Here is a 16,075-nt window from a genome sequence, read left to right as displayed (position 1 = left end):
ACTATTTAATAAGTAACGTTCCCTCTCCTGAACGAGTTTAAAGCACTGCTTTAAACGACGTGCAAGAAGGAGACTTGCTCAGCAGTGCTGCTTAGGGAGAGGATTCTTTCGAAATTTAATCTCCCCTAGCCCTCTTTAAGAAATAGGGGAATTCCCTCCTTTTTCAAAGGAGGGTGAGGGTGGATTAAATTTATTAAAAGAAAAAATAAGTCCTTATTGGGCAGCCGGTTTATCCGCTTTCTGCGCTCTTAACTGCGCCACCAGACTCTGCATATCTTCTGGCAATGGTGCTTCAATTGCTGGATAGCCCGGAATGTCCAGACGCATTGCATGTAAACACAAACGGCGTGGTTTTGGCCCACGATATTCTGTTTCATGACCATACTTTTCATCGCCTACTAGCGGATGACCAATACTCAAACCATGAACACGAATCTGATGGGTACGACCAGAAAGCGGAGATGCATACACCAGTGTGGCATGCATAAAACGTTCCTGCACATTCCACTGGGTTTTAGACTCTTTACCTTCTTTCGGGGACACGCAGACACGACGTTCACCATTGGCCAGCTCGTAACGATGTAAAGGTGCATCAATCAGCTGTTTATCCAGACTGACCTGCCCTTTTACTACAGCGGCATAGGTTTTTTTGATTTTATGTTCACGCAACATATCTTGTAATGTTTTCAACACGCTACGCTTTTTGGAAATCATCACCAGACCGGAAGTATCACGGTCAATCCGGTGAATCAGTTCCAGATACTTTTTACCGGTTGCGGCACGCAAGCCCTCAATCAGGCCATAGGCCACACCGCTACCACCATGCACAGCAATCCCGGAAGGTTTATTCACGACCATCAAACCTTCATCTTCATAAATCACACGGGCCAATAAGCCTTGTGCCACTTTGTCAGAAACAGGTGCAGCAGATTCATCTTTTTGTTCATAGCGAATCGGCGCAACGCGAATCTGGTCACCGATTGCGAGTTTGGTTTCTGCTTTAATGCGTTTTTTATTAACGCGAACCTGGCCTTCACGAATCAGACGATAGATACGGCTTTTTGGCACACCTTTCAGACGACTAAACAGGAAATTATCGATGCGTTGTCCATCTTGATGTTCATCCACTTCAAACCAAGTGACGTTTTGCCATTGTTGCGTAGAATTCATACAGTTACTATGACCCAAAAAATACTAAAATTGATTAAAAACTGATCACTTAGGTTATGCTTTACACAAGAAACATAAGCTTAGCCCATAGGCAGATGATGCAAGGTTTGATATAGTCAGCGCACGGAAACCATCGTTTGTGAGTAAAAGTTGAATCATTTCAGATTTTTCTGAACTTGATTGTTCAATTAAAGACTCACATGATACGGGAAGGTCCCCCAAAGAATTATGCCACGCCGAAGGCTTATTATATCGGCAAACAAAGCAAACTGTTGCGTTTAATTGTACCTCAGGTACATAAATCAGTTTGTCTTAAAAAATATGTCGCCAACTTTGTTGGTTTTTAAACGTAAACTGATACACATCAGATTAGTCGCAACCTGAAGACGACTTCAGGCTACAGCGTTGATGCATTGGATCTGCACAGTTTGTAAAGATACGACGACAATTCCGTATCAAGACACTTTCTATAAAGAAGGGATGATCTTCGAGCAATGTGACAGTGAAAGTTACACACATCCAATGCACCGCTCGTCCGCCAGTGAAGCGTTCAGGTGACTTTAATCCGTTTAAAGATTGAAGCCGTATTGCCATCATCAATACGTGAATCAAAAACCGAAGCCCATCTATATTAAATAGAGCTCGGTCATAAAAGACTCAAACCACAATGAAATTCATTGCAGATTTGAGCCATTGATCCGTGATGTGTGATGTTCGCTACGTGTATAGCGATTTTTTGCTGTGTATCACTATAAGGTGTTACACCCATGAAACGTATGTTGATTAATGCAACACATGCCGAAGAAATTCGCGTTGCACTTGTCACTGGTCAGCGTCTTTACGATTTTGATTTAGAAAATCGTACCCGTGAACAAAAAAAATCCAATATCTACAAAGGTCACGTGACTCGCGTTGAACCTTCTTTAGAAGCTGTATTCGTTGAATACGGTGCAGGTCGCCAAGGCTTCCTGTCAATGCGTGAAATCGCAAATTCATATTACAAAGCCGACCCTCGCCAAACTTCAAATATCCGTGAACTGATCACTGAAGGCACCGAACTTCTGGTTCAGGTGGAAAAAGAAGAGCGTGGCAACAAAGGCGCTGCCCTGTCTACTTTTATCTCACTTGCTGGCCGTTATTTGGTATTAATGCCAAACAACCCGAAAGGTGGTGGTATCAGCCGTCAGATTTCTGGTTCAGTGCGTGAAGAACTGAAAGAAATGCTGGCAACACTGAACGTGCCACGTGGTATGAGTGTGATTGTGCGTACTGCCGGGATCGGTCGTTCACAAGAAGAACTTCAATTAGACCTTCAACACTTGCTCGACCTTTGGGCACAAATCCAGAGCACGGCAAGTTCAGGTCCATCGCCAATGTTGGTACATCAGGAAGCGGGCGTGGTAACACGTGCCATTCGTGACTACCTGCGTGATGATGTTGCTGAAATCCTGATTGACTCAGAACAAGCCTATAACGAAGCCTATAACTTCGTAAAAGCGGTAATGCCACGTCAGTTAGAAAAACTGAAAACTTATACCTTAAATGAACCTTTATTCGCGCATTTCGCGATTGAAAGTCAAATTCAAACCGCTTATGAACGTGAAGTAAAATTGCCTTCTGGCGGTTCGATCGTGATCGACCAAACTGAAGCTTTAGTGTCAATTGACATTAACTCAGCAAAATCGACTCGCGGTAGCGACGTTGAAGACACCGCGTTAAATACCAATATTGAAGCGGCAGAAGAAATCGCGCGTCAATTACGTTTACGTGATATCGGTGGTCTGGTGGTGATCGACTTCATCGACATGACTAAAGACCGCAACCAGCGTATGGTGGAAGCGAAGCTGCGTGAAGCGACGCAAAGTGACCGTGCCCGTATCCAGTTCGGTCAATTGTCACGTTTTGGTTTGATGGAAATGAGCCGTCAACGTCTGCGTCCTTCTCTTGAAGAAGCGACTGGCTACGTTTGCCCACGCTGCCATGGTACCGGCATGGTTCGTGATCTTCGTTCTTTATCACTTTCGATTATGCGTAAAGTGGAAGAGATCGCGTTACGTGAACGTCATGGTGAAGTTCAAGTCGAAGTTCCAGTCGAAATTGCTGCCTTCTTATTGAATGAAAAACGTCACACCTTGGTCTATTTAGAACAGACTTCAAATGTACGTGTCACTGTGCTGCCGCATCCGCATCTGGAAACACCGCATTATGAAATCACTTATAATGCCGAAGGCTTTGCACCAACCAGCTATGAACGTACTGAAGCAACTCGTTCAAGTGAAAAAGAGTTGGGCTATGAGTCATCTGAATGGCATTTAGAAGAAGAACAACATACGCATGCTGCTGCACCAGCGCCTGCTCAACAGCAAAACAACGGCAGAAACAATAAACGCCGTAACCAGCAAAACCAAAATGCACAGCAAGTACCTGTTGCGCAACAAGCTCCTGCCCAAGCACAAGTTGCTGCTCCTGCATCTAGCCCATGTGCCTGGTTAGAAAACCTCTTTGTTCAAAAACAGGCTGCGACTGTTGATCAATCGCGTACTGCCAACAATGCAGCTGCAGCAATTGAACAAATGATCAATGGCGGTGCGGTGAGCCGTGGTCAGTTCGGTCAATTGTCTGCACCGGTGGCACAACCTGCTCCACAGCAAGTATCTCAACCTGCTGCTCCGGCAAGCAGCAATGCTTACCTGGCACCATCGACTGTAGCGCAAAAACAGGAACGTGATGCTGAAAAACCGGCTGAACGTGATGAAAGAGCACCGCGTCATAACAACAAAAAACCACGTAATCCGAAGCACAAAGAACCGCGTGAGCAGGTTCAGTCTGAAGCTTCCGCTCCTCAGCAACATCAGGTGCATGAAGAAGTGGTTCAGGTATCTCGTCAAGAGCAACGTCATGAAGCACGTGAAAACAAGCGTAATTCTCGCCGTCAGCATCACAACGAGCCATCTCAGCAAAATGATGTTCAAAACAATGAACAACAGCCACAACAGGCAATGCCACGTCGTGACCGCCGTAACCAGCCACGTCAGGAACGTCCAAATCGCCACCGCGATCCAAGCGTGCTGAATGAGCAGGCTCAACAAGCAGCACCTGCAGTCGTTGAAGCTCCAGCAGTCAACGACAAGCAGCTTCGTGTTGAATTGGTTGATGCACCACGTCAAGTCGTGATGCCAACCGCTATGGTCGTGAATATTGACCAGGCAAAAAGCGAAATCGTGGCATTGAATGACAATGCTGCAGTTGCAACGCCAGCGGTTGAAGTTACTGCACTGGCAGATGCGCCAGTTGAAGAAGCCGCGGCTGAAAATGTAGTGGAAGCTGCACTGACAGCCCCTGTTGAAGAAGTTGTGCCAACTGAAGAATCAAATGCTGAAAAACCACGTGCCAGCAACGATCCGCGTCAGCGTCGCCGTCAGCAGCGTGAAGGCCAGCCTCAACAGGCCACAGTTCAGAAGTTGACTCCGTCACAAGTACCAACATTGGGTCAGTTCACCATTGGTAGCCTGATTCGCCATGTTTATGGTGAAGACTGCTCCGTACTGATTGAACAGTTTGGTTTATTGCCAACCTTCAACCGTGCTCTAGAGAAGTTCACAAAAGAGTACAACGCGAGTCTGGTGGCTGCAGCATCGCCTGCCGCAGAGAAAAAACCGGTTACCCGTGATGTTCAAGTAACCGTAGCCAAGGTTGAAGCAGAGCCTGCTCCAGTTCTGGACCTGACTCCACCAAAACCGGTGTCGGACAAACGTGTCGCAAACGATCCACGTGAGCGTCGCCGTCTAGCTAAACAGGCTGCAGAACAGGCCCTACAACAAGCCAAGCAACAGGCTAAAGTAGAAACAGCTCCGGCAGTTGAAACTGCGCCAGAAGCACCTGTAGCAGCAGAAGCGCAAGCAGAGTCAGCTGAAGCAGCAGCAACTGAAACTCCAGTAGCCACTGAAGTAGCTATTGAAGAAACCGTAAATGCTCAGCCAGCTGAACAAGCCACTGAAACGACGGCACCAGTAGATGCAGCTCCTGCAGAAGAGACTCCAGTGACTGAAGCTCAACCTGAAGATGCTGCGCCAGTTGAAGCAAATGCTGAATCACAAGCTCCTGTTACAGAAGCCCAAGATCAGGCCGAAGTAACAACAGAAGACACTGAAGCCAGCGAAGCTGAAAAAGCGGAGAAACAGGCTGCTCGTCCACGTCGTCCACGTGGTCGTCCACCGAAAAAAGCCAATACTGCAACTGAATCATAATTTGCTCAATTGCAGTCATATAAAAAAACCTAGTCATTTCGGTGACTAGGTTTTTTTTGCTAGATTTAGTCAGAATAGGTTGATTGCACTAGTGTTTTAACGCTAAAAGATGGCTAGCTCGTCTACTGTATATAAATTGAACGTATCGGATACGAAAAATAAATAGGATTCTCATGACCCAAATGAAACCACACGATCTGATTGGGATTGCAGATGTCGCTGCCAAAATCCCGGCTTTCTTGACCAAAGTGCCCAATTTGCTCACTGGTCTAAGACAGGCATATTTACGTACTCCGAACACACCGGCCGGCCTGGGTCTGGCTTTTGAAAAAGCCACCAAGCGTAACCCGGAAGGCATTGCCTTGCGTTTTGAAGAGCAAAGCTATAGCTATGCTGCTCTCAATGCCTGGGCCAACCAGATTGCCCATTTCTATCTATCCTTGGGTGCCAAGAAAGGTGATGTCGTTGCCGTGATGGTCGAGAACCGTCCTGAACTGATTGCCAGTGTAATTGGTCTGGCCAAACTGGGTGTGACGACCGCTTTAGTGAATACCTCTCAAGTCGGCAAGGTGCTGACGCATAGTATCAACCTGGTCAAACCGATTGCCCTGATTGTCGGCGAAGAGTGCCGTCATGCAGTTAACGAGATTCGTAATGACCTGAATATTAGCAGTGACCGCTTACACTGGTTTGCGGATCAAAATACTCAAGCCGATCCGGGTCAGGCGCCTGAAGGCTTTATCAACCTGGCTGAAAAAACCGATCTTGCTCCCAAAGTCAATCCATCAACCACCCATTCGGTGCAGGGCAAAGACGGGCTGTTCTATATTTACACCTCGGGCACGACGGGCCTACCTAAAGCGGTGATCTTTACCAATGGCCGCTGGACGCTCGCTTATGGCACCTATGGGCATGTGCTAAACCTCAATCAAGATGATGTGATGTACTGTACCCTGCCGCTTTATCATGCCACAGGCATGGTGGTGTGCTGGTGCGGTGTCATTGCAGGTAGCAGCACCCTGGCGATTCGGCGTAAATTTTCGACCTCCTCTTTCTGGAAGGATGTACAAAAATTTGATGCCTCTGCGATTGGTTATGTCGGTGAGCTGTGCCGCTATCTGATGGATGCTCCCTCATCTGAACTGGAAAAAGGCCACCGCGTGACCAAGATGATTGGAAATGGGATGCGCCCAAATATCTGGGATAAATTTAAATTCCGTTTTGGCATTCAGGAAGTGCTGGAACTATATGCCTCCAGTGAAGGCAATGTCGGTTTTAGCAATATTTTCAATTTTGACAATACCGTCGGTTTCTCACCCACACCGTATGCCATTATTGCCTTTGATAAAGATAAAAATGAGCCGGTACGAGACCTTAAAGGCCGTTGTAAACGGGTGAAAAAGGGCGAGACTGGTTTACTGATTGGTAAAATCACCCGTCGTTCACCTTTTGATGGCTATACCGACCTCGAAAAAAACAAGTCAGTCATCATGCAGAATGTATTTACCAAAGGTGATGCTTACTTCAATACCGGGGATCTGATGCGTAATATCGGCTTCCGTCATGCGCAGTTTGTCGATCGTCTGGGTGATACTTTCCGCTGGAAAGGGGAAAATGTTTCTACAACTGAAGTGGAAAACATGCTGACCGAGTATGACAAAATCGTTGAAGCGGTGGTGTATGGCGTAGAAATTCCCAATACCAATGGTCGTGCCGGTATGGCCGCGATTACCCTGCAACCCGATGTAAAATTGGATGATGCAGATTTAGCAGCCATGGCCGCTTGCTTTAAAAAATGCTTACCAGCTTATGCAGTACCAGTATTTTTACGCGTACAACAGCAAGTTGAAACCACAGGCACCTTTAAATATCAGAAAAATAAATTGAAAGAGCAAGCATTTGATCCGAGTAAAACCGATGAACGCCTGCTGGTGTTATTGCCAGGTGCAACGGCATATTTCGAGCTCACCGCAGAGATTTTTGCCAATATTCAGGCCTATCAATATCGCTTCTAAGTACTGAAGTTGCCTATTTTTTGTTTAGATAAAGCATAATTGTTGTATTTATAATCAAACATGGGCAACTTTGTTATTTTTTGCTTGCGCTGAAATGAGATCTTGCTACAATACGCTCCATCAAACAAAGTGGTGCTTTAAGCTATTTAGCTTGACTTGCACTGCACATTCAAACCTGGTTTGAATGATGGTTCAGGGTCGTTAGCTCAGCTGGTAGAGCAGCGGACTTTTAATCCGTTGGTCCCGCGTTCGAATCGCGGACGACCCACCACTTATTTGATATTCCTTGATGGGTCGTTAGCTCAGCTGGTAGAGCAGCGGACTTTTAATCCGTTGGTCCCGCGTTCGAATCGCGGACGACCCACCATCTTCCGAAAGGATCACGTAAAAGTACACCACACTCTTGCGTCATAAAAATGGTCATTATCATTTTTATTCCTCAGGGTCGTTAGCTCAGCTGGTAGAGCAGCGGACTTTTAATCCGTTGGTCCCGCGTTCGAATCGCGGACGACCCACCATTCTTCCCTTAGAATGTTTCTCTGATTTCCCTCATGATATTTTAATTAAATTGCGATGTTTTGGTCGTGTATTTCTGCGCCTAGATTTTATGCTCACGCGTCCCCACCACTCGCCTTTATTGTCTAATCTAAATCGTATTTGAATTAAGCTTTCGACCAGATCAGCCGATTTTTATCGGGCATTATTTTTGAATATGAAAGGATGTGTCTTTGACCAGTTCATAGGCTTTTGAAGGTGCCGGATAGCCGCGATCAAATAGTTCCCGGTTGGTTCTTTCCTTTTCACTATAGATTTTTTCCAGATTCATGACCAAGTGATTTGAATCTTTAATCTTATAGTAAAAGCTCGCCCCTTCTTTGAGATTCACCACCACATCGGTACGTTCCGGATTGATAAACCAGCGGTCTTTACGGTAGGTGATATTGTGAGCCGTGCTGTTTTTGGTATTATCAATAAATACTTTGCCATACTGTAAAATGCTGCGATGCACCGTACCGTCCGGTAGTAAAGTCAAAATAAATTCTGCCTTGCCTTCAGTACAAGGCGCAAAGCGGCCATCACAGTCGATTTCAGTATGATAGCGACCTATAAACGCCTTGGCATCCTCTGGTACAGTTGCCGGGTTTAAATCAGCTTCTGCCGGAAGAGTCGCCTGCCCTGCGACCTGAGTTAAGGATTTGGCACTGACGGTCACTACATCGGCCTTTGTATTGGCAGCGGAAATTTTAACACCTTCTTCTGAGGTCGCCTGACTTTCCTGTTCAGGTTTGACTTGCTGCTGATCACAAGCCTGCAAAATCACCATACTCCCCAACACCAGGCTACATTTAAAAAAACTGCTTAATGTACAACGGGATACATCCAATTTCATTTTTAATAAACCTAAATAGGAAAAATGGCGAGCAAAAAGCACACAGCAAAGCTGCTGAACTTTACACAAGAGTTCAATAGAATTTTCACTATGTTAGTAGCTCTTAGATCTGGTTTTAATCTTTATTAACATTACTTAACGATTTTATTTTTAATCAGCACTTTAAAAAGCTTAAGCAAACTCCATTTCTTTAAGTATGGATCTAGTTTTAGGATTCACACCTATTTTTAATCAGGAGATTTTAATGGCCAATGTTGGTTTATATCGCTCTAACCGCTCAAACATGATTGCAGGTGTGATGGGTGGTATTGCTGAACGTTTTGGTTGGAACGCAAATTTATTACGTCTAATTTTTGTGGTGATTTCAATCATGAGTGCCGCCTTCCCGGGTATTTTGGTTTATCTGGTGTTGTGGTTAATCATGCCGAAAAAACAGTACAGAATTGATCATGACAGCGTTCATCAACCTCAGGGCTATCAAAATCCTGTGCGTACAGTGAATCAGGATAAACGCTATTAAGCTGTACAGTCATTTTTAACAAGCGTTCTTAACCAGTTTCATCGCAGAGCTTCCTCTTTCACCCCGGTTAAATGGGATGAAATTTTGATGCCACGGTAATTTCCCCAAGTTATCGTGGCTTTTTTTGCCTATCTTTTATGATGACTGAGCTTTAGCCTCTCTGTTTATCTTTCAGATTGATTCAAGATCAACTGCATCCTGCGATTGATATAAAAAAATCTGCTTAAATATATTTTTAGCATTCACTTAACGTATTTTTAAGCTGTCGCTGATCGTAAAAAGTGTATGCTCTAAAAATAAAAAAGTATAAATTTCATATAGTCTAAAAATCATAGAAGCGTTAAATCATTTATGGATAAGATATTTCAGTTCATATCCCGACCGATCCAGAATTCTCCCTGGAAAATGACATTTAACCTCGCGCTTGCACCTTTGATCATCGCTGTAATTTTATTCCCTTATGCGCTATTTCATGAAGTCAGTTATGGGGTTTTCTCCATTTTCAAGAGTCTGTTTGCAGCGCTTTTTATTAGCTTTTTTGTCTGCCTGACTTACTGGGTGATGGTCTTTCCTTTTCTATTAGTGACTCACCTGCTGCTATGCCATTATCAGCTGTTTAATATCATCACGATTTTAATGAGCTGCGTACTGGGAACCCTGATTCTGGCTTATATCTCGCATCCTCCAAGTGAAAATTTTAGTTCCCATTTTTTGTTTCTGCTGTGTTTTTCCCTGCCGATGGCACTATTTTACAGTTTTCTCAGCTGGCAAGCTGACCAGAGTTGATCACGCCCTGCCTGTTAACTTCTGTTTTAATCCGGTTTTAAGCTTTCATTTTAAAATGATTCAGCTCCTGATTGAGTGCGGCAATCATGTCTGCCCGGCTGATAATTCCCACCAATTTCTGCTCGCTCACCACCGGAATATAGTTGAAGGAACGCTCGACAAAATATGGCACCAGATCCTGAATGGGTTGTAAAGGCTGCACTGTGATCACCTTACGGGTCATGATATGTTTGACCTGATGTTCCCAGCTACTGCGCACATCGGCAGCGCGCTTGAACCATTCCACCACCTGATACATTGCCAGTGTACCGACCAGTTGTTCATCGGCATTAACGACGGGCAGGCTCATCAGGTTCATCTGTTTGAACTTGTCCAGTGCGTGCTGAATATCATCATTTTCATGCAGGGTTGCCACATCCTTGGTCATAATATCCTGGCAGCTAAATTCATGCACTGCACGCGCATTGGCGCGGTTTTGTGCCTCCAGAATAATTTTTTGCAGGTCATATTCACTGATGTCCAGCAGCTCGGTACGCTGATCCAGGACTTCCTGAATATCCTGCGGTTGAATGGTGACTTTCTGGGTGGGCGTAGGATCTTTGGAGCGGGTATTTAGTTGGGCTTGCTGCGGATAATCCTTTCCAATCATCCGGTTAAAGACAATCGCAATCACCATGAGCAGAATTGAATTGAGCAGCACCGGATAAAATACAAAGGCATAACCCAGTTCATGTACTGGCTGGCCACCCAGCACGGCGGTAATCGCTACGGCGCCACTCGGTGGATGCAGGGAATCTGTGGTCATCATCAGGACGATCGCCAAGGCCACGGCTACACTAAAAGCCTCAGTCGGACTGGCAATCAACAAGGCACAGCTCACGCCAATCACCGCAGCAATGGTATTTCCGACCAGAATATTCCAGGGCTGTGCCAGAGGACTGGCTGGCACTGCAAACAGTAATACCGAGGATGCGCCCATCGGGGCAATATACCAGGCTTCAAAATCCCCCAGAATCCATAAACTCAACAAAGATGAAACCACCAAACCCAATAGTGCTCCAACTCCGCAGAGCAAACGGTCTTTGAGTGGAAGAACTTTGAAATTCGGTTTTAAGGTATTGAGCCAGTCGAGATGGGAGTGAAACACAGTGCGCCTAATCTTATTGTTTATAGATTTTGGGCATTATAGAACCAAGCCCGATGAAAGGCATCTGTGTTTTACATCTTTTCATCATTCGCGAATGCAGGCTTTTTAAAACAATATTTCGCTTAGCTTAAAAATACTCAGCAAGATTTTTTATAGGGGCTGTGCTATCTCCGCCTACTTCTGAAATGGAATAAATCCTTTTAAACCATTTTGCTTAGATATTTTCTAGATCGTTTTTATTATGGCCTACTCGTTCATTCAGGTTTGAATCAGGGGCTGGATTTTTAACAGTTCGACCTCACCATAATAGGTTGAAAATGCCACATCTCCGGCATCGACTCCAGTACCGATCCGAATAAGATTTTCGACCGGAGCCAAACGGGTCGGATCAAACTGCACCCAGCCACCGTCTAAATAGGCTTCAAAAATGGCATGAAAATCGGGTAAAAACTTTTCAATTTCCACATAACCGACCACCATGCGTGCCGGAATTCCCAAGGCACGGCACAGGGCAATGCCTAAATGGGCGAAGTCACGACATACGCCTGCACGATGCACCAGTACATCTGTGGCAGTGGTAAACTGGTCAGAACTGCCAGACACATAAAAAATATTGTTATAAATCCACTGTTCAATGGCTTTGACCCGAGTATAACCTGGTGTCATCCAGCCAAATGAGCGTTTCGCCATTTCCAGCAATAAATCCGAATTGCAATAACGGCTGGCCAGCAAATAAGGCAATACTTCATCGGGCAGCTCAGGAATGGCCACTTCTTTCAGACCCTGCTGAAGTTCCAGAGAGAGGCTCGGATGATGGACTACTGTCGCCGTATAATTCAGCTCAAAAGTCTCACAGGGTTCGACCTGTAGCCGGATATGACGATTTTGATGCTGAGCATCCTGAAATTCATGCCATACCACCGGCAGATTAAAGCTGAGTTGTTCTTCGAGAATCTTCTGATCGGAATGATGTGCCGCCTGAAGCATAAAAATAAATTCTGTCGGTTGCACGACCTTGTATTTTAAATGGCACTGAATTTGGTAAGTGGTCATGAAGTTCCTTATTTTTAAGCATTATTATATTGCGTGAATATTAAACTAATTTTAGAGCAGCAATCGTATGAGATCCGTTGAACTTTATGACTCTCCGGTTAACGGCATGCCATACATCTGGTTTATTCCTGATTTTCAGCTCGGCCCGTATCGACCAGCCAAGCTAAAAATGCAGTAAGACTCTAAATACCGCGTATCCTTTAAGCCTGTTTTATTTTTTTCAGAAAAGTATCCCCACATTAACCCTTTGCCACTCCCCTGCAAAGTCCTTATAATTGAGCACAATTTTTCTCTAATTTTAAGTGGATGACCATGAGTCGCGCCATATCGCATATTGATACCTTCCAAGGCTTAATTCTTGCCTTACAAACTTACTGGGCGGAGCAAGGCTGCGTCATTTTGCAACCTTATGATATGGAAATGGGTGCAGGGACATTCCACACTGCGACTTTCCTTCGTGCGCTGGGTCCTGAAACCTGGAATGCCGCTTACGTTCAACCGTCACGCCGTCCGAAAGATGGCCGTTATGGTGAAAACCCGAACCGTTTGCAACATTATTACCAATTCCAGGTGGTGCTTAAGCCAAACCCGGACAACATCCAGCAGCTTTATCTTGATTCATTAAAAGCGATTGGTATTGACCCACTGGTACACGACATTCGTTTCGTAGAAGACAACTGGGAATCTCCAACACTGGGTGCTTGGGGCTTAGGTTGGGAAGTTTGGTTAAACGGTATGGAAGTGACTCAGTTCACCTACTTCCAGCAAGTCGGTGGTGTTGAATGCTACCCAGTGACTGGTGAAATCACTTACGGTCTTGAACGTCTTGCGATGTATCTGCAAGGTGTAGATTCGGTTTACGATCTGGTTTGGACCAAAGGTCAGTTCGGTACGGTAACGTATGGTGATGTATTCCATCAAAATGAAGTGGAACAATCGACCTATAACTTCGAATATGCCAACGTTGAAAAAATGTTTGAATTGTTCGATTTTTACGAAGCTGAGGCAACGCGCTTAATTGAAGCGAAACTTCCACTTCCTGCATATGAGCAAGTCGTGAAAGCATCACACAGCTTCAACTTATTGGATGCGCGTGGCGCGATTTCTGTGACTGAACGTCAACGTTATATTTTACGTGTACGTACCTTGGCACGTTCAATTGCACAAAGTTATGTGGCTGCACGTGCGGAACTTGGTTTCCCAATGGCTGAACCTGCATTACGTGATGAAGTGTTGGCACAATTAAAAGCGCAAGTTGAAGCAGAAGCGAAAGAAGCAAACAAGGAGAGCAAATAATGTCTAAACATACCGTTTTGTTCGAATTGGGTTGTGAAGAACTTCCACCAAAAAGCCTGAAAAAATTACGTGATGCCTTACATGCAGAAACCGTAAAAGGCTTAAAAGATGCTGGTCTTGCTTTCGATTCAATCGCAGCCTATGCAGCACCACGTCGTCTTGCACTTAAAATCGTCAACGTTGATGCTGCGCAAGCAGATACACAAAAACGTTTTGATGGCCCTGCGAAGCAAGCTGCATTTGATGCTGAAGGCAACCCGACTAAAGCCCTTGAAGGCTTTATGCGTGGTCAAGGCATCACAGTTGACCAAGTTTCGACTTTCCAAGCGGGTAAAGTTGAAAAAGTATGCTTCTTGAAAGACGTGAAAGGTCAAAGCCTTGACGTTTTACTACCACAAATTTTACAAAATGCTTTGGACAATCTTCCAATTGCAAAACGTATGCGTTCTGCGGCAAGCCGTACTGAATTCGTACGTCCCGTAAAATGGGTGGTGTTGTTAAAAGATAACGATGTGATTGATGCAACCATTCAAGATCATAAAGCGGGTAACGTGACGTATGGTCACCGTTTCCACGCGCCTGAAGCGATCACTTTAGCGCATGCTGACGAATACCTTGCGAAGTTAAAAGCAGCGCATGTTGTGGCTTCTTTTGAAGAGCGTCAAGCGATCATCGACCAACAAGTGAAAGCATTGGCGGATGAAGTGAATGCCATCGCAATTGTACCAAGTGATCTTCGTGACGAAGTGACTGCATTGGTTGAATGGCCTGTTGCGCTACGTGCAAGCTTTGAAGAACGCTTCCTTGCTGTTCCTCAAGAAGCATTAATTACGACGATGCAGGACAACCAAAAATACTTCTGTTTGGTGAATAGCGACAATAAACTTCAACCGTACTTCATTACTGTGTCAAACATTGAGTCGAAAGACCCGACACAAATTATTGAAGGTAACGAAAAAGTGGTTCGCCCACGTTTGTCTGATGCTGAATTCTTCTTCTTGCAAGATCAAAAGCAACCGCTTGCGTCTCGTAAAGAAAAACTTGCGAACATGGTGTTCCAAGCAGAGCTTGGTACGCTTTGGAACAAGTCTGAACGTATTGCAAAATTGGCTGTTGCGCTTGCGCCTATTACAGGTGCAAAAGCGGAAGATGCTGAAAAAGCGGCACTTCTTGCAAAATGCGATTTAACCTCTGAGCTTGTGGGTGAATTCCCTGAACTTCAAGGGATTGCAGGGACTTACTACGCACGTCTTGAAGGTGAAAATGCGGAAGTGGCTGAGTCTTTAGGTGAGCAATACTTACCTAAATTCGCAGGTGACGTTTTACCGAAAACCAAAACTGGTACAACCATTGCTCTTGCGGATCGTTTAGATACGCTCACAGGTATTTTCGGTATTGGTCAAGCGCCTACAGGTTCTAAAGACCCATTTGCACTACGTCGTTCTGCAATTGGTATTTTGCGTCTTGTGACTGAAAACGAGCTTGATGTTTCAATTGAAGATTTGATCAAACTTGCACTTGCTGCTTATGGCGATGTATTGAAAGATCACGACAAGACTTTGGCGGATGCTGTGGCATTCCTTGAAGGTCGTTACCGTGCGAAATACGAAGACCAAGGCGTTGCAGTAGACGTGATTCAGGCAGTTCAAGCCTTGTCGCCAAAATCTCCACTTGATTTTGACAAGCGTGTAAATGCGGTCAATCACTTCCGCGCATTGCCTGAAGCGGCTGCGCTTGCTGCTGCAAACAAGCGTGTTGCGAACATTTTGGCAAAAGAAACTGCTCCTGAAGGTGCTGTAGTTGAAGCAAACTTGGTTGAAGATGCTGAAAAAGCATTGTTCGCTGAACTTGCTAAAATTGCGCCTCAAGTTGAGCCGTTATTTGCTGCTAAAGACTATACTGCTGCGTTGTCTGCACTTGCTGCACTTCGTGCGCCAGTGGATGCGTTCTTTGACGGCGTCATGGTGATGGCTGATGATGCTGACCTGAAAGCAAACCGTTTACGTATGCTTGCGCAGCTTCGAGGCTTGTTTACGAAAGTGGCTGATATTTCGGTATTACAGCACTAAGTCAGACATTTGAAATAAAATTAAAACCCTGCTAGAAATAGTGGGGTTTTTTATTTTTCTCAATAATATGAAATTATCACAAGCACAAAAAGCATTAGAATTTTTAAAATCTAATCCTAACCAAAAATTTACAGCTAGATTTATTGCTGATAAATTAATTGCTACATATCCTCAAGACTATATTGAGAAAAGAAATAATATTAAATTTGAAAACAATGAAAGTGCTTTTAAACAATAAGTTATTCGAGAGTTATATAAGTTGACAAAAATAACTAATGATGCGAAAAGGTTTTTTTAGTTAACAGATGTTCACACATGCCTAGAATTGTTTCTGTACCACTTAGTTTAGAACAGCGAGAACGACTCATTTTTCTGGTCAAGC

Annotated in this window: 11 protein-coding genes and 3 tRNA genes; 10 read left to right on the top strand and 4 right to left on the bottom strand. The window is 44.7% G+C overall.

Going from position 1 to position 16,075, the window contains the following annotated elements; translation table 11 throughout:
- Positions 1-213 precede the first annotated feature (213 nt).
- A complete protein-coding gene (locus tag AC1P5O_RS09460; RefSeq protein WP_004278531.1) occupies positions 214-1,170 on the bottom strand; it encodes an RluA family pseudouridine synthase in 957 nt (318 codons plus the stop codon).
- Between the two features lie 767 nt (positions 1,171-1,937).
- On the opposite strand from AC1P5O_RS09460, the gene AC1P5O_RS09455 reads away from it, so the two are divergent.
- The 5 genes from AC1P5O_RS09455 to AC1P5O_RS09435 all read left to right on the top strand — a co-directional run bounded on the left by AC1P5O_RS09455 (position 1,938) and on the right by AC1P5O_RS09435 (position 7,950).
- Positions 1,938-5,417, top strand: a complete 3,480-nt coding sequence (locus tag AC1P5O_RS09455) for an Rne/Rng family ribonuclease (RefSeq protein ID WP_348942182.1) — start codon at positions 1,938-1,940, stop codon at positions 5,415-5,417.
- Positions 5,418-5,590: 173 nt separating this feature from the next.
- Positions 5,591-7,432, top strand: coding sequence for a long-chain-acyl-CoA synthetase (locus AC1P5O_RS09450; RefSeq protein ID WP_005102975.1), 1,842 nt, complete (start codon positions 5,591-5,593; stop codon positions 7,430-7,432).
- Positions 7,433-7,627: 195 nt separating this feature from the next.
- A tRNA-Lys gene (locus AC1P5O_RS09445) sits at positions 7,628-7,703 on the top strand.
- A 20-nt stretch (positions 7,704-7,723) separates the two neighbouring features.
- A tRNA-Lys gene (locus tag AC1P5O_RS09440) sits at positions 7,724-7,799 on the top strand.
- Positions 7,800-7,874: 75 nt separating this feature from the next.
- Positions 7,875-7,950: transfer RNA gene (locus AC1P5O_RS09435), tRNA-Lys, on the top strand.
- Positions 7,951-8,132: 182 nt separating this feature from the next.
- On the opposite strand, the gene AC1P5O_RS09430 is transcribed toward AC1P5O_RS09435, so the two are convergent.
- Positions 8,133-8,822 carry a hypothetical protein gene (locus tag AC1P5O_RS09430; protein ID WP_005102972.1) on the bottom strand — a complete coding sequence of 230 codons (690 nt, stop codon included), beginning with the start codon at positions 8,820-8,822 and terminating at the stop codon, positions 8,133-8,135.
- 244 nt (positions 8,823-9,066) lie between these two features.
- Between AC1P5O_RS09430 and AC1P5O_RS09425 the strand changes: the two genes are divergently transcribed.
- Entirely contained in the window at positions 9,067-9,342 is a 276-nt protein-coding gene (locus AC1P5O_RS09425) for a PspC domain-containing protein (RefSeq protein WP_004278536.1), read from the top strand.
- Positions 9,343-9,747: 405 nt separating this feature from the next.
- Positions 9,748-10,128: a hypothetical protein gene (locus AC1P5O_RS09420; RefSeq protein ID WP_004278537.1), complete on the top strand. Its 381-nt coding sequence runs from the start codon at positions 9,748-9,750 to the stop codon at positions 10,126-10,128.
- A 37-nt stretch (positions 10,129-10,165) separates the two neighbouring features.
- Here the strand turns inward: AC1P5O_RS09420 and AC1P5O_RS09415 are convergent, their stop codons facing one another.
- Positions 10,166-11,275, bottom strand: a complete 1,110-nt coding sequence (locus tag AC1P5O_RS09415) for an HPP family protein (protein ID WP_005102970.1) — start codon at positions 11,273-11,275, stop codon at positions 10,166-10,168.
- Between the two features lie 258 nt (positions 11,276-11,533).
- Positions 11,534-12,328, bottom strand: coding sequence for a transglutaminase-like domain-containing protein (locus tag AC1P5O_RS09410; protein ID WP_005102968.1), 795 nt, complete (start codon positions 12,326-12,328; stop codon positions 11,534-11,536).
- A 333-nt stretch (positions 12,329-12,661) separates the two neighbouring features.
- Here AC1P5O_RS09410 and glyQ point away from each other — a divergent pair, with 333 nt between their 5' ends.
- The 3 genes from glyQ to AC1P5O_RS09395 all read left to right on the top strand — a co-directional run bounded on the left by glyQ (position 12,662) and on the right by AC1P5O_RS09395 (position 15,931).
- Positions 12,662-13,624 carry a glycine--tRNA ligase subunit alpha gene (gene glyQ / locus AC1P5O_RS09405; protein WP_499005982.1) on the top strand — a complete coding sequence of 321 codons (963 nt, stop codon included), beginning with the start codon at positions 12,662-12,664 and terminating at the stop codon, positions 13,622-13,624.
- The gene (gene glyS / locus AC1P5O_RS09400; RefSeq protein WP_005267524.1) at positions 13,624-15,693 is read left to right on the top strand and encodes a glycine--tRNA ligase subunit beta; all 2,070 of its coding nucleotides are present in this window, start codon (positions 13,624-13,626) and stop codon (positions 15,691-15,693) included. Before glyQ ends, glyS begins: the two co-directional genes overlap by 1 nt.
- Before the next feature lie 67 nt (positions 15,694-15,760).
- Positions 15,761-15,931 (top strand): hypothetical protein, encoded by a 171-nt coding sequence (locus AC1P5O_RS09395; RefSeq protein ID WP_017398057.1) that lies wholly within the window; start codon positions 15,761-15,763, stop codon positions 15,929-15,931.
- The last annotated feature ends 144 nt before the right edge of the window (positions 15,932-16,075 follow it).

Source organism: Prolinoborus fasciculus (genome assembly GCF_056724605.1).
This window is presented reverse-complemented; position numbering and strand designations above follow the sequence as displayed.